The organism is Streptomyces sp. Y309 (assembly GCF_056712025.1).
The window spans coordinates 1,565,109-1,582,933 of record NZ_CM160048.1 but is presented as its reverse complement, the minus strand read 5'-3'; the positions used below and the strand labels follow the sequence as shown (position 1 = coordinate 1,582,933).

Here is a 17,825-nt window from a genome sequence, read left to right as displayed (position 1 = left end):
GTCAGGCTCGCCCGAGTACCTGGTCCAGGAAGCCGTTGAGGTTGCGCATCGTGCGGTCGTTCTGTTCCTCCAGGGTGAGGCTCTCGTCGAGGCGGCGGGCCAGGGCCGACTGCTTCTTGCCGCGTACGTAGAGGGAACAGGCGAGGTCGGCGCAGATGTAGAGGCCGACCGAGTTGCCCTGCCGTCCTGCCTCGCCCGCGCGCGGCGCGACCAGGAGGGTGATGCCCGAACCGGCCTGCGGGGTCACGCAGACCGAGCAGATACTGGACTTCAGCAGCGAGCGGCGGGCGGCCGTGGAGGCGCGCAGCGCGATGCCGACGAGCGCGCCGTCCCGTTCGGTCACGACATAGCCGCGGTCCGGGGCCTTGGGATCCCGCCAGCCCAGAAAGTCCAGGTCGGACCAGGACGTCCCGGCGAAGCCCGCGGGCAGGGTGAGGCGCCGGGCCTCGCCCTTGGAACAGTTCACGAACGACGCACGTATTTCTTTCTCACCGAGGGCACGCATGATCCGGAACGTATCAATCGGACCGGAGGGGCGTCTTTTTCTTTTTCGAGGGGGTGCGGGGAGCTCGCGGGCGCGGGAGACGGGTCGGTGTCCTCATGCCCCGACCTCGATCACGACCTTGCCCAGCGCGTGGCCCGCCTCGACGGTGTGCAGGGCCTCGCCCGCGCGGTCGAGCGGGTATGTCGCCGTGATGTGCGGCCGCAGCACGTCCCCGGCGGCGAGTTCGGCCACCGCCTCCAGCGTGGCCGCGTCCCGGGCCCGGACCACGGGGGAGCCGCCGAGCTCGGCCACGATCTGCTTGCCGCCCGCCGTGATGAGCTTCGTGCGGTCCGCCACCAGTTCCGCGACCGTCCGCAGGTGCTCCCCGCCGACCAGGTCGAAGACGCCGTCGACGCCGTCCGGGGCGAGGGCGCGGACGCGTTACACGAGGCCCGGCCCCGGCGCCACATGGCGCGCGCCCAGCGACTCGACGAAGTCCTTCTTGCCCTCGCTCGCCGTACCGATCACGCGCAGCCCCCAGTGCCGCGCGAGCCGTACCGCGTTGCCGCCCACACCCCCGCCCGCGCCGGTGACCAGCAGCGTCGCCCCGGCGGGCAGGGCGAGCTGACGCACCCCGTCGTAGGCGGTGGCCGCGGCGACCGGCAGCGTCGCGGCCTCGGCGAACGACAGGCCGTCCGGCTTGTGCGCGGCGATCGCCACGGGCAGCAGCGTGTACTCGGCGTACCCGCCGGTGAGCGTGGACCCGAACACCGCGTCCCCCACGGCGAACCCCCGGGCGTCAGGACCGGTCCGCGCCACCACGCCCGCGGCCTCGCTGCCGAGCACCTCGGGCAGTTCGGCGGGCGCCTGGCCCGGCCTGCGGTAGCCGCCGCGCAGCTTGAAGTCGACCGGGTTCACGCCCGCCGCCCGCACGGCGATCAGGAGCTCGCCCGGGCCGGGCTCCGGCGGCTCCCGGTCGATCAGGGCCTCCACCTCGGGGCCGCCGTGCCGGGTGAATACGTACGCCTTGGCCATGTGTCCCTCGCCCTCACGCTGAAGATCGGTGCCTCAACGATCTCAAGGCGGAGGGGGCGGTGGGCATTCCGTGCGCGGGGAGACTTCACGCGGCCGCAACGCGGCCGTTGAGGTTGTCCTCCTCTTCACGTCCCCGACACAGGCCCTTCCATCTCATCCACAAACCTTCCGTGTGCCCGCTCCCCTTGACACACTTCACCCGCTCACGTCCCCCCACACACACATCACGCGAGGTCATTTCCCCATGCCTGAACTCAACCGGCGCCGCTTCATGCAACTGGCGGGCGGCACCGCGGCGTTCTCCGTGCTCTCGGAGAGCATCAGCCGCGCCGCGACCCTGCCCGCGCGGCGCCGCTCCGGCTCCATCGAGGACGTCGAGCACATCGTCGTCCTGATGCAGGAGAACCGTTCCTTCGACCACTACTTCGGCACCATGAAGGGCGTGCGCGGCTTCGGCGACCCCCGGCCGGTGACGCTGCCCAGCGGCAAGCCGGTGTGGCACCAGGCGGGCGGCGGCAAGGAGGTCCTGCCGTTCCACCCGGACGCGGACGACCTGGGCATGCAGTTCATCGCGGGCCTCGACCACGACTGGGCCGGCGGGCACAAGGCGTTCAACAACGGCGCGTACGACCAGTGGATCCCCGCCAAGTCCGAGCGGACCATGGCCTATCTGACGCGCGGGGACATCCCCTTCCACTACGCCCTCGCCGACGCCTTCACCGTCTGCGACGCCTACCACTGTTCGTTCATCGGGGCCACCGACCCCAACCGCTACTACATGCTCACAGGCCACACCGGCAACGACGGCAAGGGCGGCGGCCCGGTCCTCGGCAACCAGGAGGCGGGCTACGGCTGGACGACGTACGCCGAGCGCCTGCAGCAGGCCGGGGTGGACTGGAAGGTGTACCAGGACATCGGTGACGGCCTGGACGCGGCGGGCAAATGGGGCTGGATCGAGGACGCCTACCGCGGCAACTACGGCGACAATTCCCTGCTGTACTTCAACACCTTCCGCGGCGCGAAGCCCGGCGACCCGCTCTACGACAAGGCCCGCACCGGCACCGACGTGAAGGCGGGCGACGGACTCTTCGACCGCCTGACCGCCGACGTCAAGGCGGACAAGCTGCCGCAGATCTCCTGGATCGCCGCCCCCGAGGCGTTCACCGAGCACCCCAACTGGCCGGTGAACTACGGCGCCTGGTACATCGCGAAGGTCCTGGACGCGCTGACCTCCAACCCGGAGGTGTGGGGCAAGACCGCGGTCTTCGTCACCTACGACGAGAACGACGGCTACTTCGACCACATCGTGCCGCCGTACGTCCCCTCCTCGGCGAACCAGGGCCTGTCGACGGTCGACACCGAGCTGGACTACTTCCCTGGCAACGCCCAGTACGCGGCCGGGCACTACGGCCTCGGCCAGCGCGTCCCGATGGTCGTCGTCTCGCCGTGGAGCACCGGCGGGTTCGTGTGCTCGCAGGTGCTCGACCACACGTCGATCATCCGGTTCATGGAGGAGCGCTTCGGCGTGCGCGAGCCGAACATCTCGCCGTGGCGGCGCGCCGTCTGCGGTGACCTGACCGCCGCGTTCGACTTCAGCGGCAAGGACACCGACCCGGCCGACCTGCCGGACACCGCCGCCTACGAGCCGCCGGACGACGACCGCCACCCCGACTACTTCCCGAAGCCGCCCGCGAACCCCGCCCTGCCCCAGCAGGAGCGCGGCTCCCGGCCCGCCCGCCCGCTGCCGTACGTCCCGGTGGTGGACGGCCACGCGACGCCCGCCGACGGCAAGTTCAAGCTGACCTTCGCGGGCGGCGACGCGGCGGGCGTGTGCTTCCACGTCCGCTCCGGCAACCGCACCGACGGCCCCTGGACGTACACCACCGAGGCCGGCAAGACGCTCTCCGACTCGTGGAACTCGGCGTACTCGGGCGGCAGCCACGACCTGACCGTCTTCGGGCCGAACGGCTTCCTGCGCGCGTTCAAGAACCCCGGCAAGAAGGCGGGGCCCGAGGTCACCGGCCGCCACGACGGGGCGACCGGCAACATCGAGCTGACCTTCACCAACGCGGGGGCTGACGCCTGCGACTTGACGGTGACCAACGCCTATGGCGGCGGCGAGGAGACCTTCAAGGTCAAGCCCGGCGCGACTGTCCGGCACACGGTGGATCTGCGCGGCAGCAAGCGGTGGTACGACCTGACGGTGGTGTCCAGCACCGACACCGCGTTCATGCGCCGCCTGGCAGGCCACGTGGAGACCGGCCGCCCCGGAGTGAGCGACCCCGGCATCGCCACCGCCTGAGGGTTCGTCGCATGGGGCTTCGCCCCTTTCCCCCTTTGTCGGCGCTTCGCGCCTCGCCCTCAAACGCCGGGCGGGCTAAATCCAGCCTGCCCGGCGTTTGAGGGCGAGGCGCGAAGCGCCGATAGATCGGGGGTGCTAGGGGGCGCAGCCCCCTAGTTTCGGGAAGGGGCGGGACTGGGGCGCCCCCGCGAGGCCCCCCAGAAATCCGGTGAACGCCCAGCCCGCGGCGTCGTAGCATGCGTGGGCATGACCCGCACCCACCGCCCCAGCGGCGCCCCCGACAAGCCCGTCCTCGACGGGCTGGAAGCGAAATGGTCTCAGCGGTGGGAAGAGAACGGCGTATACGCCTTCGCCGCGGACAGGGCGCGGACGGCACCCCGTGACGAGATCTTCTCCATCGACACCCCGCCCCCCACGGTCAGCGGCTCGCTGCACGTCGGCCACGTCTTCTCGTACACGCACACCGACACCGTCGCCCGTTACCGGCGCATGCGCGGCGACCACGTCTTCTACCCCATGGGCTGGGACGACAACGGCCTGCCCACCGAGCGCCGCGTCCAGCACCACTACGGCGTCCGCTGCGATCCCACGCTGCCGTACGACCCGGACTTCAGCCCGCCCGAGAAGCCCGGCAAGCAGCAACTGCCGGTCTCCCGGCGGAACTTCATCGAGCTGTGCGAACGCCTCACCGCCGAGGACGAGAAGGCCTTCGAGGACCTGTGGCGCCGGCTCGGCCTCTCCGTCGACTGGTCGCGCACGTACCAGACCATCGGCACCGAGGCCCGCGCGCTCTCCCAGCGCGCCTTCCTCGCCGACCTCGCGCGGGGCGACGCGTATCTCGCGGAGGCGCCCACACTGTGGGACGTCACGTTCCGCACGGCGGTCGCGCAGGCCGAACTGGAGGACCGGGAGCGGCCCGCCGCGTACCACCGGCTCGGCTTCCACGGCACGGACGGCCGCACCGCCCTGATCGAGACGACCCGGCCCGAGCTGCTCCCCGCCTGCGTCGCGCTGGTCGCGCACCCGGACGACGAGCGCTACCGCGACCTCGTCGGCACGACCGTCCGCACCCCGCTGTTCGGCGTCGAAGTCCCCGTCGTCGCCCACCACTTGGCGGCCCCCGACAAGGGCACGGGCATCGCGATGGTCTGTACGTTCGGCGACACCACGGACGTCACGTGGTGGCGCGAGCTGCGCCTGGAGACGCGGCCGGTGATCGGCTGGGACGGCCGCTTCCTCGCGGAGCCGCCGAGTGGCGTCGAGGCGCCGGACGCCGTGGCGGCGTACGCGCGACTCGCGGGCGCCACCCCGCACACCGCGCGCGAGCGGATCGTCGCCATGCTGCGGGACCGCGGCGATCTGCACGGCGAACCACGGCCCGTCACCCACGCCGTGAAGTTCTTCGAGAAGGGCGACAAGCCCCTGGAGATCGTCACCACCCGCCAGTGGTACGTGCGCAACGGCGGCCGCGACGAGGAGCTGAGGGCCGAACTCCTCGCGCGCGGAAAGGAGTTGACCTGGCATCCGCCGCACATGCGGGTCCGCTACGACAACTGGGTCGCCGGCCTCAACGGCGACTGGCTGATCAGCCGGCAGCGCTTCTTCGGCGTCCCCATCCCGCTGTGGTACCCCCTCGACGCGACCGGCGCGCCCGACCACGCCCACCCGATCGTGCCGGACGCGGCGACGCTGCCCGTCGACCCGAGCGCGCAGACGCCGCCCGGCTACGACCCGGCACAGCGCGACCTGCCGCACGGCTTCACCGGCGACCCGGACGTCATGGACACCTGGGCGACCTCCTCGCTCACCCCGCAGATCGCCGGGCGGCAGCTCGCCGACCCGGAGCTGTTCGACCGGGTCTTCCCGATGGACCTGCGCCCGCAGGCCCACGAGATCATCCGCACCTGGCTGTTCGCCACCGTCCTGCGCGCCCACACCGGGCACGGCACGCTGCCCTGGCGGCACACGGCGATCTCCGGGTGGATCCTCGACCCCGACCGCAAGAAGATGTCGAAGTCGAAGGGCAACGCCGTCACCCCGGCCGACCTGCTCCGCCGGCACGGCTCCGACGCGGTCCGCTACTGGGCGGCGAGCGGGCGGCCCGGCACCGACACGGCCTTCGACACCGGCCAGATGAAGATCGGCCGCCGCCTCGCCACCAAGCTCCTGAACGTGGGGAAGTTCGTGCTCGGCCTCGGCGGCGGCGACCTGGGCGCGGGCGCCGCCACCGAGCCGCTGGACCGGGCGCTGCTCGCCGACCTCGCGGACACCGTCGAGGAGGCGACGGCCGCCTTCGACGACTTCGACTACGCGCGGGCGCTGGCACGCGCGGAAGCGTTCTTCTGGCGCTTCTGCGACGACTACGTGGAGCTGGTCAAGGCCCGCGCGTACGGCGACCACGGCGACGCGGCGGCCCGCGACTCGGCGCGCGCGACCCTCTTCACCGCGCTGGACTCGGTGGTCCGGCTGTTCGCTCCCGTCCTGCCGTTCGTCACCGAGGAGATCTGGTCCTGGTACGCGGAGGGGTCCGTGCACCGCGCTCCGTGGCCGTCGGCCGACCCGCTGCGGGCGCCCGGCGACGACACCGCCGTCCTCGCGACGGCGTCGGAGGTCATCGCCGCCGTCCGCAAGGAGAAGTCGCTGGCGAAGCTGTCCATGCGGGCGGAGGTCGGCGAGGTCGCGGTCCACGGCCGTCGCGACGCGCTCGACCGCTTCGCCCTCGCCGAGGCGGACGTGCGGGCCGCGGGCCGGGTGGCCGCCGTGTCCCGCCACGAGTCCGACGGTGACCTGCGGGTGGCGGTTCGCCTCCGGCAAGGGGCTGGTCAGGCGCACAGGGAGGCGCGGTAGTGTGCCCCGGTGACCACGCATTCGAACACCCCTGCAGGCTGGTACCCGGACCCGCACGGCGCCCCCCAGCTCCTCCGCTGGTGGGACGGCTCACAGTGGACGGACCACACGAACCCGGCTCCGCAGGACGCGCAGGCCCAGGCCCAGGCGCCCGCCCAGGTCCAGCAGCAGGCGCCCGCCCAGGCCTTCGGGGTCCCCGGCCAGGCGGCCCCGGCCGCCGCCGACCCGGCCCGGGTGCAGCGTCAGGTGCAGCAGCAGGCGGGCGTCGCCCCCGCCTCCCAGGGCGGCGGCTCCCTGTTCACCGAGCCGGTCCTGGTGGTGAACCAGAAGGCCAAGCTGATCGAGCTGACGAACGAGTACAGCGTCATGGACCAGTCGGGCAACCAGCTCGGCTCCGTCGTCCAGGTCGGCCAGAGCACCCTGAAGAAGGTCGCGCGCTTCGTCTCCAGCGTCGACCAGTTCATGACGCACAAGCTGGAGATCCGTGACGCGTACGGTCAGCCGCAGCTGCTCATGACCCGCCCGCGGAAGTTCATGAAGTCGCGGGTCGTCGTCGAGCGCCCGGACGGCCAGCCCGTCGGTGAGATCGTCCAGCAGAACGTCATCGGGAAGATCAACTTCGCGATGATGGTGAACGGCCAGCAGGTCGGCGCGATCAAGGCGGAGAACTGGCGCGCCTGGAACTTCTCCATCGTCGACCACTCGGACAACGAGGTCGCCCGGATCACGAAGACCTGGGAAGGCCTCGCCAAGACGATGTTCACCACCGCGGACAACTACGTCCTGCAGATCCACTACCAGCTCCCGGACCCGCTCCTGAGCCTGGTCGTGGCGACGGCCCTGACGGTCGACACGGCCCTGAAGCAGGACTCCCGGGGTCTCGGCTGACGGCTGCGTACGCGTTCGTACGCGCCGTATCGCGCCCTGAAGGGGCGCGGGGCTGTATCGATATGCGGCTCCGCCGCGCGGGCGCGACCAGCCACGACGCACCCGCGGGGTCGCGACGGCATGGTGTGGCACATCCAGCGAAGCGCTTAGCGGGGCGTGGCCCGGAGCGCGGCGCCCGGCTCGGCCTGTGGCTGTGCCTGTGCTTGTGCGGGAATCGAGGACAGGTGCCCTGCCGCCCCGGCTTCGGGATCGGTCCCGAGGGCGGCTTCCGGCGCGGACGCCTGTTCCGCCCCGAGCAGGGCGACCCGGGGCGACCGCGTCAGCACCACCACTCCGTACGCGGCGACCGCCGCCCCCGCCGCCGCGAGCAGCACCCCGCCCACGCCGCCCCGCAGCCGCTCGCCGAGCAGGGCGATGCCGATGGCCGACGCGGCCACGGGGTTGGCGAGCGTCACGACGGCGAGCGGCGCGCCGAGGCCGCCGCGGTAGGCGGTCTGGGAGAGCAGCAGCCCGCCCACCGCGAACGCGGCGACGAGCAGCGCCACGACCACGACCCGCGTGCTCAGCAGCGGCCCGGTGCGGTCGGTCGCCGCGACCGTCACGGTCTGCGTGAGCGCGGAGGCGACGCCCGACGCGAAGCCGGACGCGGTCGCGTGCCGCAGGCCGGGGCGGGTGCCGGGCCGGGAGAGCAGACCGATGACGGCCATCGTCGCGCCCGCGACCGTCACGGCCTCCGGCAGCGACAACGTGTCGTCGGGCTCGGGCCCCGAAGCGGTCAGCAGGAGGGCGCCGAGCCCCATCAGCGTCAGCCCGGTGCCGCGCCATTCGAGACGGGTGACCCGCCGCCCGGCGAGCCGCGCGCCCAACGGCACGGCGGCCACGAGCGTGAGCGCGCCGAGCGGCTGCACCAGGGTGAGCGGGCCGAACTTCAGCGCCGCGACGTGCAGCAGGGCGGCGGACGCGTTCAGCCCGACCGACGACCACCACGCGCCACTGCCGAGCAGCCCCAGCACCCGCCCGCCGCTGTCCGCCATGCGCGCGGCGAGGCGCTCCTGGGCGACGGCGGCGGTGGCGTACGCGGCGGCGGAGACGAGGGAGAGCACGACGGCGAGCAGGGTGGCGCTCACCGGTCGCCTCCGGGGGCCGGTGCTCCGGCGGCGGAGACGACCAGTTGCGGCTCGGGAGCCTCGGGGGCCTCGGGGACCGCGAGGCTTTGCAGTGCCTTCGGATCTGTCGGACGGGCGGCCGGTTCGCGTCCGGGTGCCGCCGGCGCGGTGGCCGGGGCGGTGGCCGGGGCCGGGGCCCAGCGGCGCACGATCCGCGAGCGGGCCGGGAGGGGCAGGCGGATCACGGCCAGTGCGATGCCGAGCAGCGCCGCCGCCGCGACGGCGTCGAGCCAGTAGTGGTTGGCGGTGCCGACGATGACCAGCAGCGTGAGCAGCGGATGCAGCAGCCAGAGCCAGCGCCAGCGGGAGCTGGTCGCGACGATCAGGCCGACTGCCACCATCAGCGCCCAGCCGAAGTGCAGCGACGGCATCGCCGCGAACTGGTTGGCCATCGAGTCGGTCGCGGGCTCGGCCGCGTACACCGAAGGCCCGTACACCTGCGCCGTGTCCACGAGGTGGGCCGCGTCAAGGAGACGCGGCGGCGCGAGCGGAAAGCCGAGGTGCAGCGCGAGCGCGGCGGCGGTGAGCACGGCGAGGATCCGCCGGGCCCACACGTAGTGCCGGGGCCGGCGGACGTACAGCCACACCAGGAAGGCCAGCGTCGCCGGGAAGTGCACGGTCGCGTAATAGGTGTTCGCGACGTGGACGAGGGTGTCGCCGCTGAGCAGCGCGTCCTGGACGGAGCCCTCGCCGGGCAGCCGCAGGAACCGCTCGGCGTCCCACAGGCGGTGCGCGTTGCGGAACGCCTCGCCGGTATGGCCGTTGGCGAGCTGCCTGCCGAATTTGTAGACGAGGAAGAGTCCGACGACGAGGAGCAGCTCGCGTACGAGGGGCGGCCGGACAGGGGTGTCCGGCCGCCCGGAGGCTATCTCCGGCTCCTGTTCCGCAGGCTCGGTGCGGGAATCCATCCGCCGGCCCCTTTACGTGACGACTGGGTGGTGCGGTGATGTGTGCGTCCCTGTCCCACACATCGATACGCCAGTGTACCGATACGGGAGCGTACCGGTACACTGGCGTATCGATAGGGTCCGCGGGAGCTGAGGGAACTGAGCCGACCGGACCGCCGCACCGAGGAGACGAGAGATGACGCCGCCGGAACGGGTGCGTGAGCAGCAGCTCTGCGAGCAGGCGATGTCGCGCCGCTCGAAGATCACGCCCGAGCGTGAGCAGGAGTTCTACGACGCGGTCCTCGAGCTGCTCCGCGAGTGCGGCTATGAGGCCGTGACGATGGAGGGCGTGGCCGCCCGCACCCGGTGCAGCAAGTCCACCCTCTACCGCCAGTGGAAGACGAAGCCCCAGTTCGTGGCGGCCGCGCTGCGCGCCAACCGCTGCGTGCGCTTCGCGGGCATCGACACGGGTTCGCTCGCCGGGGACCTGCGCGCGGCGGCGCGCGCGGCGGCCACCTGGGCCGGGCGCGACACCATGATCGTGCAGGCGCTCAGCCACGCCGTGCTGCAGGACGAGGACCTGCAGCACGCGCTGCGCGAGGCGCTCGTGGAGCCCGAGGTGGAGGCGATCGACGCGTTCGTGCGGCGGGCGGTGGCGCGCGGGGAGATCGCCGCGGGCCACCCGGCGGCGGAGTTCGTCACGGTCCAGTTGTTCGGCGTGCTGCGCGCGCGCCCGCTCCTGGAGGGCAAGAACGCGGACGAGGACTATCTGACGCGGTTCGTGGAGGCGGTGCTGCTGCCGGTCCTCGGACTGACGGAGGGGCCCGGCCGTCCGGCCGGGGGCTCCGGTGTCCCGGTCGCGGACTCCGACGCTCCGGCCGCTGCGGATGCCTCGGCCGAGCAGGACGCCTCGGCCACCTGAACGTGGGCCCCGGTCCGCGGGATGACCGGACCGGGCCGCCCGCCGGGCGCCGCACCGTGGGGACGGGGGCGGCGCACCTCCCGGAGCCGGGCGGGCCGATCGCACTCGGCCCGCCCGGCACCGGCTCCCCGCACCCCCACGTGCGGGTCGGAACCGCCGGTGCAAGAACCACCGGCGTAAGAACTGTCGGCGTAAGAACTGTCGGCGTAAGACCTGTCGGCGTAAGACCTGTCGGCGGTCCAGGATCCGCCGGTGTCAGACCTGCTGGCCGTCGCCGCCTCCGCCGCCCCCGCCACGGGCCTCCTTGATGCCCTTGGTGATCTTGTCCATGTACGACACCGACGGCGCTTCGTCGTGGTCGTCGATGCCGAAGCGGACGATCACCATCGTCAGGTCGTCGGCGGGCGACTTGAAGGCCAGCGACTGCACATAGCCGTCCGGGCCCTTGCGGTTCACCGCCTTCCAGCGGACCAGATAGCCCTTCTTCCCGGCGACGGTCACCGACTTGGAGGCGAGCTGCTTGTGGGACACCAGCTTGCCGCCGTAGATCTTGCCGCCGTACGACTCCTCGGCGTTCTTCCCGATGTCCGCCTTGGCCGCCGCCTCGGGGTCGGTCTCCTTGACCTTCAGGGCGACGGCGGGGGCGGAGAAGGCGCCGCCGCGCACACACATGGTCGCCCTGTCGCCCGGGCACGGGTACTTGCCGGTGGTGACGCTCGCGCCACGGCCGCTCGACGTTGCCTGCCAGCCGTCCGGGACCGGAATACTGATGCCGCTCGCGGCGTCGGTGGCGAACCCCTTCTCGGTCTGAGGTCCCTCCGACGGCGCGGGCGACCGGGACTCGCCGGGCCCGTCGGGCTCCTGACTGCCGCCACCGCCGTTGCCGGGCTCCGAAGGGGCGGACGGGGCCGGGGACTTGGCGCTGTCGTCGCCGTCATCGTCGTCGCCCGAGGTCAGCGCGTACACGCCGCCGCCTATGCCCGCGAGCACCGCGACGGCGACCCCGACGACGACGGCCGTACGCATCCGCCGCCGCGAGGCCCCCGGCGGCTGCTGCGGGTACGCCGGGAAGGCGGCGGGGGAGGCGGGCGCGGTGGGGGAGGACCCGCCCGGCGCGCGGACGTGCTCCGTCCACGTGGTCCCGTCCCACCAGCGCTCGGACGGCGGGGCACCAGGTATCTGCCCGGGGTCGGGATACCAGCCCGGGGGAGTCGCGTGCGTCATGGGCGTCAGCGTATGAGCACCGCGTGAAAGCGGGATGAGAGGGGTCGGCGCTTTCCGGCCAACGGCCCTTCGGTCAACGCGTGGTTCAGTGTCCGTCGATGATCAGCCGTCGCGGCGGCCGCGCGCCTTCGGTCAGTCCGGGCAGGCGCAGCCCCGTACGTCCCGGAGTGACCGAACCCAGCACGCTCGCGTGCCGCGCGCCCGTACCCGCCGCGACGGTGCCGGGCAGGCCGTGCACCGTCAGGAAGCCGAGGACCGCGAAGGCGTACGCCTCCTTCGCCGCCGAAGCGAGCCCCCATTCGTCCGAGCTCCGCACCGGCACGCCGGGCCCCAGCTCGCCCCGCAGCAGCGCCATCAGCGTCGGATTGCGGGTCCCGCCGCCGGACGCGACGACCTCGCTCGCCCGCGCCGCACGCACCGCGTCGGCGACCGTCACCGCCGTGAGCCCGGTGAGCGTCGCGACGACGTCCTCGGGCGCGAGCTCCTCGTACCCCTGCAGGGCGCGGCGCAGATAGGCCGCGTGGAACAGTTCCTTGCCCGTCGTCTTCGGCGCGGGCAGTGCGTAGTACGGCTCGGCGAGCAGGCGGGCGAGGAGCTCGCCGTGCACGGTGCCGCGTGCGGCGATCTCGCCGTCCCTGTCGTACGCCAGGCCCTGCTCGCGGCCCTGGGGCGTCAGTTCGCGCACTGCCGCGTCGATCAGCGCGTTGGCCGGGCCGGTGTCGAAGGCGGTGCCGTCCGGGGTGGTGATGTTGGCGATGCCGCCCAGATTCAGGGCGACCGGGGTGCCAGGGCGGCCCCGCAGCCACATCTGGTCGACCAGGCCGACGAGCGGCGCGCCCTGGCCGCCCGCCGCGACGTCGCGCGGCCGGAAGTCGGCCACCACGGGCAGGCCCGTGGCCTCCGCGATCCACGCGGGCTGGCCGATCTGGAGCGTGCCGTGCACCCGCCCGTCCTCCACCCAGTGGTAGACGGTCTGCCCGTGCGAGGCGACCAACTCCGCGCGGCCGTCGCACAGTTCCCGGTCGGCCTCGGTGGCGGCCGCGGCGAAGGCCTGGCCGATGCGGGTGTCCAGGCGGCAGACGTCCGCCAGGGTGGTGCGGGACGGCGGCAGGGCCTCGGTGAGGGCGGCGCGCAGGTCGTCGTCGTACGCACGGCTGATGACGCCCAGAGGGGTGAGGCGGAGGCTGTCGCCGTCGAGGACGAGGTCGACGGCGCCGGCGTCGATGGCGTCGTGGGAGGTGCCGGACATGAGGCCGATCGCTCGCACGCGGGTCTCCGTCTCTCACTGTGCGGGGTTCCATCTGTACGGGGGTCAATGTCCCGTGGGCCGGGGCTGGTGTCGATCGCCCTTCGGGCTCGTCCTCAAACGCCGGACGGGCTTGAATCGTTCCCCGGGCGCGTTTGAATGGTTCGCCCCGGAGGGGCTTGATCGGTTCCCGGAGGGGCTTAATGGGTTGCCGGTGATGGTGGCCTTCTGGGAGAGATTGGTGCATGAGTAGTTCGGAGATGCCCGGTCGTTCCAGCGCGCGTTGACCGTGTGGGCCGTGTGTGGCCCCGTCATCGCGTGCTGCCCCTGATGCGGCACAGCGAGCCGTCCTCCGCCTGAAGCGTGTCGATGCGCCGGGCGGGGACCGCTTTGTCCTCGGTGATCCCCAGGGGTTCCTGTGCCGTCCGCTTCTTTGCATTCTTCGCGTTCTTCGAGTCTGTTGCGGGATCGCGACTTCCGCAGGCTCTGGCTCGGCCAGACCGCTTCTCAGCTCGGCGAGCACACCAGCCTGGTGGTCCTGCCGCTCGTCGCCGTGCTGACCCTGCACGCCGACGCCGGTCAACTCGGCGCCCTGCGCGCGGTGGGGCAGGCTCCGATCCTGTTGTTCGCGCTCTTCGCGGGCGCGTGGGTGGACCGGTGGCGCACCCGCACGGTGATGGTCCTGACGGATGCCGGGCGTGCGCTGGCGCTGGGCGGTACGGCCGTGGCCGCCCTGCTCGGCGCGGCCGGTCTGCCGGTGCTGCTCGTGGCCGCCTTCACCGTCGGCGCGCTGTCCGTGTTCTTCGACGTGGCCTACCAGGCGTCGCTCGTACGCATGGTGGCGCGCGATCAACTCGTGCGCGGCAACAGCGCGTTGGAAGGCAGCCGGTCCGCCGCACAGATCGGCGGTCCCGCGCTCGGCGGGGCCCTGGTGTCCGTGCTGTCGGCGCCCGCGGGGGCCGCGGCCGGAGCGGCGTTCTTCGGGGTGTCCTTTCTGTCGATCCGCCGGATCCGCCGGGCCGAATCCCTTCCGGAGCGTGCGCGAGGGGCGGAGTTCGCGGAAGGGGCGGCGTGTGCGGAAGGGGCGGCACGCCCCCCGCGGGTCTGGCGGCGGATCGGTGAGGGGCTGCGCTTCGTCGTCCGCGATGCCTCGCTGCGCGCCGTGGGCCTCGCCTCTGCCGCCTTTCAGTTCTCCTTCGCGGCTCTCATGACCGTGTATCTGCTCTTCCTGCCCAGGGAACTGCATCTGTCGGGCACCGCCGTCGGCCTCGCGCTCGCGGCGACGGGGCCGGGGGCACTGCTGGGTTCGCTGCTCGCGGCCCGGCTGCCGAGGCGGTTCGGGTACGGGACGGTGCTCGTGTGCGCCGCGGCGCTCGGCGACGGCGTGCTGCTGTGCGTACCGGCGCTGCACGGACCCGCCGCCGTGACGGTCCCGGCGCTGCTCGCGGTCAACTTCGTGTTCGGGGCCTTCGGCCAGTTGGTGAACGTCACGGTCATGGCCGTCCGGCAGGCCGTCACGCCGGACGGGATGCAGGGCCGCGCGGCCGCGACGATCACGTTCGCCGGCATGGGGCTCACCCCGCTGGGCTCGCTGCTCGGCGGGTGGCTCGCGGAGGCGTGGGGGCTGCGCATCGCGCTTCTGGTGGCCGCCGTCGGCATGTTGGCGTCGCCGGTGCTGATGGCGCTGTCGCCGCTCGCCCGCCTGGGGCGGACCCTCCCGGGCGTCGGTGTCCCTGTTCCGCCACGCGTACGAGGGTGACGCCCTCTCGCCCCTCGCCCGACTCCCTCACCCCCCGCCCGCCTCCCTCACCACCCGCTCCCGCCACATTCCCGCCCCGCCCCAAGCGCCCCGCAGCGCCCGCGCCTTCAGCAGCCACAGGGACAAGTCGTACTCGGCCGTGTACCCCAGCGCCCCGTGCAGTTGGAGCGCCGCCCGCGCCGCGCGGTGCGCCGCCTCCCCGGCGGTCACCTTGGCCGCGGCGAGGTCCACTCCGGCGGCCGCCCGGTCCCCGTCCCGCAAGGACACCGCCGCCCCGAACACCAGCGGCCGCGCGAACTCGAGACCCACCAGCACATCCGCGAGCCGGTGCTTGACGGCCTGGAACGAGCCCACCGGCACGCCGAACTGCGTCCGCCCCTTCACGTACGCCACCGTCCGGTCCAGGAGCGCGTACCCCACCCCCAGGCACTGGGCGGCCGTCGCCAGCGCCGCCCAGTCGAGGGCCCACCGGGCGGCGGCGTCCGCCGGTGCCCCGGACGCCAGCGGCTCCCCGTCCGGCAGGAGCCGGCCGAACCGCCGCGCCGGGTCGAGGGAGGCCCGCACGCCCGCGTGCCCGGGCGCGAGCCGCATCTCCCCGTCCCCGGCGGCGAGCAGCACCCCGGCGGCGTCCGGGTCCAGCGCGTGCGGGCCGGTGCCGGTGAGCGTCAGCGTCGCGCTCGTCCCGCCGCCGACGAGCGCCGGAAGGAACCGCTTGGCCGGATCCGCAACGCCCAGCTCGGCCAGCCGCGACAGGAGCGCCACCGCCGCCACCGTCTCGACGGCGGGGCCGGGCACCGCGTGCCGGCCCACCTCCACGAAGGCGACGGCGGTCTCGACGGGCAGCGGCCCCACGCCCTCGTACTCCTCGGGTGCCGCGAGGGCGAACACCCCGGCCTCGCCGAGCCGCTGCCACACCGCGAGACCGGGCGCGTGCTCCCCGGCGGCCCAGGCCCGCGCGGCCGCCGGTGTGTCCGCCGCCGTCAGCATGCCGTCCAACGACCGCGCGAACGCCCGCTGTTCGTCGTCCAGGAGGAACCGCATCACCGGCGTCCCTTCGGCAGGCCGAGCAGCCGCTCGGCGATGATGTCGCGCTGGATCTCGTTCGTGCCCGCGTAGATCGGCCCGGCCAGCGCGAACACATACCCCTCCGTCCAGTCGCCCGCCTCCGTCCCCAGCAGATCCAGCGCCGTCTCGTGCACCGCGATGTCGTACTCCGACCAGAACACCTTGTTCACGCTCGACTCCGCGCCGATCGGCTCACCGGCCGCGAACCGCGAAGCGTTGGCCCAGGTGAAGAGCTGATAGGCGCGCGCACCGAGCACCGCGTCGGCCACGCGGTCGCGCAGCGCCGTGTCCGACGGGTCGCCGTGCGCCTGCCACTCGCGCAGCAGCCGGCCGGCCGTCGCGAGGAAGCGGCCGGGGGAGCGCAGCGTCAGACCCCGCTCGTCGCCCGTCGTCGCCATCGCGATCCGCCAGCCCTGCCCGGGCTCGCCGATCACGTCCTCGTCGGGCACGAACACGTCGTCCAGGAACAGCTCGGCGAACGCGGGCTTGCCGTCCAGGCGGCCGATGGGCCGCACGGTGACGCCGTCCGCGTCGAGGGGGAACATCAGATACGTCAGGCCCCGGTGCGGGCGGTCCGCCTCCGGGTCGCTGCGGAACAGGCCGAACGCGCGGTCGGCGAACGCGGCCCGCGACGACCACGTCTTCTGCCCGCTCAGCAGCCAACCGCCGTGCACCCGCCGGGCGGTGGACCTCAGCGACGCCAGGTCCGAGCCCGCCTCCGGCTCCGACCAGGCCTGCGCCCAGACCACCTCGCCGCTCGCCATCGGCGGCAGCACCCGCGCGCGCTGCTCGGGCGTGCCGTGGTCGAAGAGCGTCGGTGCGAGCAGGCTGATGCCGTTCTGCGAGACCCGGCCCGGGGCGCCCGCCGCGTAGTACTCCTCCTCGAACAGCAGCCACTTGACGATTCCGGCGGCCCGCCCGCCGTACTCCTCGGGCCAGGACACCACCGACCAGCGGTCCGCCGCCAGCTGGGCCTCCCAGGCGCGGTGGGCGGCGAAGCCCTCCTCGGTCTCCAGCGAGGGCAGCGGCCGTGCCGGGACGTGCGCGGCGAGCCAGGCACGCGCCTGCCGTCTGAACTCCTCTTCCTCCGCGCTGAAGTCGAGGTCCATCGCCGGTCCACCTCTCGCTCGGACATCTTCCCTAACAAGTGTTTGGTAGATTAGCGTGTGGGGCAGACATTCGTCGAGGAGCGAGGGGGTGTCAGGGGTGGATGTGGGAGCGGTTCCGTACGTGTCCGGGCACGGCCTGCTCGACGGCCGCACGGCCGTGGTGACGGCCGCGGCCGGAGCGGGCATCGGCGGCGCCACCGCGCGCCGCTTCCTGGAGGAGGGCGCGCGGGTCGTCATAGGCGACGCCCACGCGCGCCGCACGAAGGAGACGGTCGAGCGGCTGGCGGACGAGTTCGGCGCCGGGCGCGTGCACGGCGCCGCCTGCGACGTGACGGACGAGGCCCAGGTGCAGGCCCTGTTCGACCTGGCGGAGCAGCACCACGGGGGCCTGGACGTCGTCGTGAACAACGCGGGCCTCGGCGGCACCGCGGAGCTCACGGAGATGACCGACGAGCAGTGGGACAAGGTCATCGACGTCACGCTGACCGGCACCTTCCGCTGCACCCGGGCCGCCCTGCGCCGCCTGCGCGCCGCAGGCCGCGGCGGCGTCGTCGTGAACAACGCCTCGGTGCTCGGCTGGCGCGCACAGCCCGGCCAGGCGCACTACGCGGCGGCGAAGGCCGGTGTCATGGCCCTCACCCGCTGCGCCGCCCTCGAAGCCGCACCCCACGGGATCCGGGTCAACGCCGTCGCGCCGAGCCTCGCCCTGCACCCGCACCTGGCGAAGGTCACCTCCGGCGAGCTGCTCGACGAGCTCACCGCGCGCGAGGCGTTCGGCCGCGCCGCCGAGCCCTGGGAGATAGCCAACGTCATCGTCTTCCTCGCCAGCGGCTACTCCTCGTACATGACGGGGGAGACGGTCTCGGTGAGCAGCCGGCACCCCTAGGCGGA

General features: G+C 73.1%; 12 protein-coding genes and 2 pseudogenes. 6 read left to right on the top strand and 8 right to left on the bottom strand.

Features of this window, described 5'->3' with window-relative positions:
- Position 1 precedes the first annotated feature (1 nt).
- Complete coding sequence (locus AC0KTA_RS05570) at positions 2-505, bottom strand: FBP domain-containing protein (protein WP_481053977.1); 504 nt, start codon at positions 503-505, stop codon at positions 2-4.
- Between the two features lie 93 nt (positions 506-598).
- Positions 599-1,519 (bottom strand): annotated as a pseudogene (locus tag AC0KTA_RS05565) (NADP-dependent oxidoreductase).
- Positions 1,520-1,763: 244 nt separating this feature from the next.
- Between AC0KTA_RS05565 and AC0KTA_RS05560 the strand changes: the two are divergent.
- The 3 genes from AC0KTA_RS05560 to AC0KTA_RS05550 all read left to right on the top strand — a co-directional run bounded on the left by AC0KTA_RS05560 (position 1,764) and on the right by AC0KTA_RS05550 (position 7,556).
- Complete coding sequence (locus AC0KTA_RS05560; protein WP_481053976.1) at positions 1,764-3,821, top strand: phosphocholine-specific phospholipase C; 2,058 nt, start codon at positions 1,764-1,766, stop codon at positions 3,819-3,821.
- Positions 3,822-4,067: 246 nt separating this feature from the next.
- The gene (gene valS, locus AC0KTA_RS05555) at positions 4,068-6,668 is read left to right on the top strand and encodes a valine--tRNA ligase (RefSeq protein ID WP_481053975.1); all 2,601 of its coding nucleotides are present in this window, start codon (positions 4,068-4,070) and stop codon (positions 6,666-6,668) included.
- Positions 6,669-6,677: 9 nt separating this feature from the next.
- On the top strand, positions 6,678-7,556 hold the full coding sequence (locus tag AC0KTA_RS05550) for an LURP-one-related family protein (RefSeq protein ID WP_481053974.1): 879 nt from the start codon (positions 6,678-6,680) through the stop codon (positions 7,554-7,556).
- Between the two features lie 146 nt (positions 7,557-7,702).
- Here the strand turns inward: AC0KTA_RS05550 and AC0KTA_RS05545 are convergent, their stop codons facing one another.
- Positions 7,703-8,683: a DMT family transporter gene (locus AC0KTA_RS05545; protein ID WP_481053973.1), complete on the bottom strand. Its 981-nt coding sequence runs from the start codon at positions 8,681-8,683 to the stop codon at positions 7,703-7,705.
- Entirely contained in the window at positions 8,680-9,630 is a 951-nt protein-coding gene (locus AC0KTA_RS05540; RefSeq protein ID WP_481053972.1) for a phosphatase PAP2 family protein, read from the bottom strand. Before AC0KTA_RS05540 ends, AC0KTA_RS05545 begins: the two co-directional genes overlap by 4 nt.
- A gap of 175 nt (positions 9,631-9,805) precedes the next feature.
- Between AC0KTA_RS05540 and AC0KTA_RS05535 the strand changes: the two are divergent.
- Positions 9,806-10,426, top strand: a pseudogene (locus AC0KTA_RS05535) (TetR/AcrR family transcriptional regulator); the annotation flags it as partial.
- 360 nt (positions 10,427-10,786) lie between these two features.
- Here the strand turns inward: AC0KTA_RS05535 and AC0KTA_RS05530 are convergent.
- Positions 10,787-11,755 (bottom strand): DUF2510 domain-containing protein, encoded by a 969-nt coding sequence (locus AC0KTA_RS05530; RefSeq protein WP_481053971.1) that lies wholly within the window; start codon positions 11,753-11,755, stop codon positions 10,787-10,789.
- 85 nt (positions 11,756-11,840) lie between these two features.
- Entirely contained in the window at positions 11,841-13,022 is a 1,182-nt protein-coding gene (locus AC0KTA_RS05525; RefSeq protein ID WP_481053970.1) for an anhydro-N-acetylmuramic acid kinase, read from the bottom strand.
- A gap of 397 nt (positions 13,023-13,419) precedes the next feature.
- Between AC0KTA_RS05525 and AC0KTA_RS05520 the strand changes: the two genes are divergently transcribed.
- A complete protein-coding gene (locus tag AC0KTA_RS05520) occupies positions 13,420-14,760 on the top strand; it encodes an MFS transporter (protein WP_481053969.1) in 1,341 nt (446 codons plus the stop codon).
- A 27-nt stretch (positions 14,761-14,787) separates the two neighbouring features.
- Here AC0KTA_RS05520 and AC0KTA_RS05515 read toward each other — a convergent pair whose 3' ends face one another.
- Positions 14,788-15,801: an acyl-CoA dehydrogenase family protein gene (locus tag AC0KTA_RS05515; RefSeq protein WP_481053968.1), complete on the bottom strand. Its 1,014-nt coding sequence runs from the start codon at positions 15,799-15,801 to the stop codon at positions 14,788-14,790.
- On the bottom strand, positions 15,801-16,934 hold the full coding sequence (locus tag AC0KTA_RS05510) for an acyl-CoA dehydrogenase family protein (RefSeq protein ID WP_481053967.1): 1,134 nt from the start codon (positions 16,932-16,934) through the stop codon (positions 15,801-15,803). The genes AC0KTA_RS05515 and AC0KTA_RS05510 overlap by 1 nt, the downstream gene beginning before the upstream one ends.
- Positions 16,935-17,037: 103 nt before the next feature.
- Here AC0KTA_RS05510 and AC0KTA_RS05505 point away from each other — a divergent pair, with 103 nt between their 5' ends.
- Entirely contained in the window at positions 17,038-17,820 is a 783-nt protein-coding gene (locus AC0KTA_RS05505; protein ID WP_481056316.1) for an SDR family oxidoreductase, read from the top strand.
- Positions 17,821-17,825: the final 5 nt, after the last annotated feature.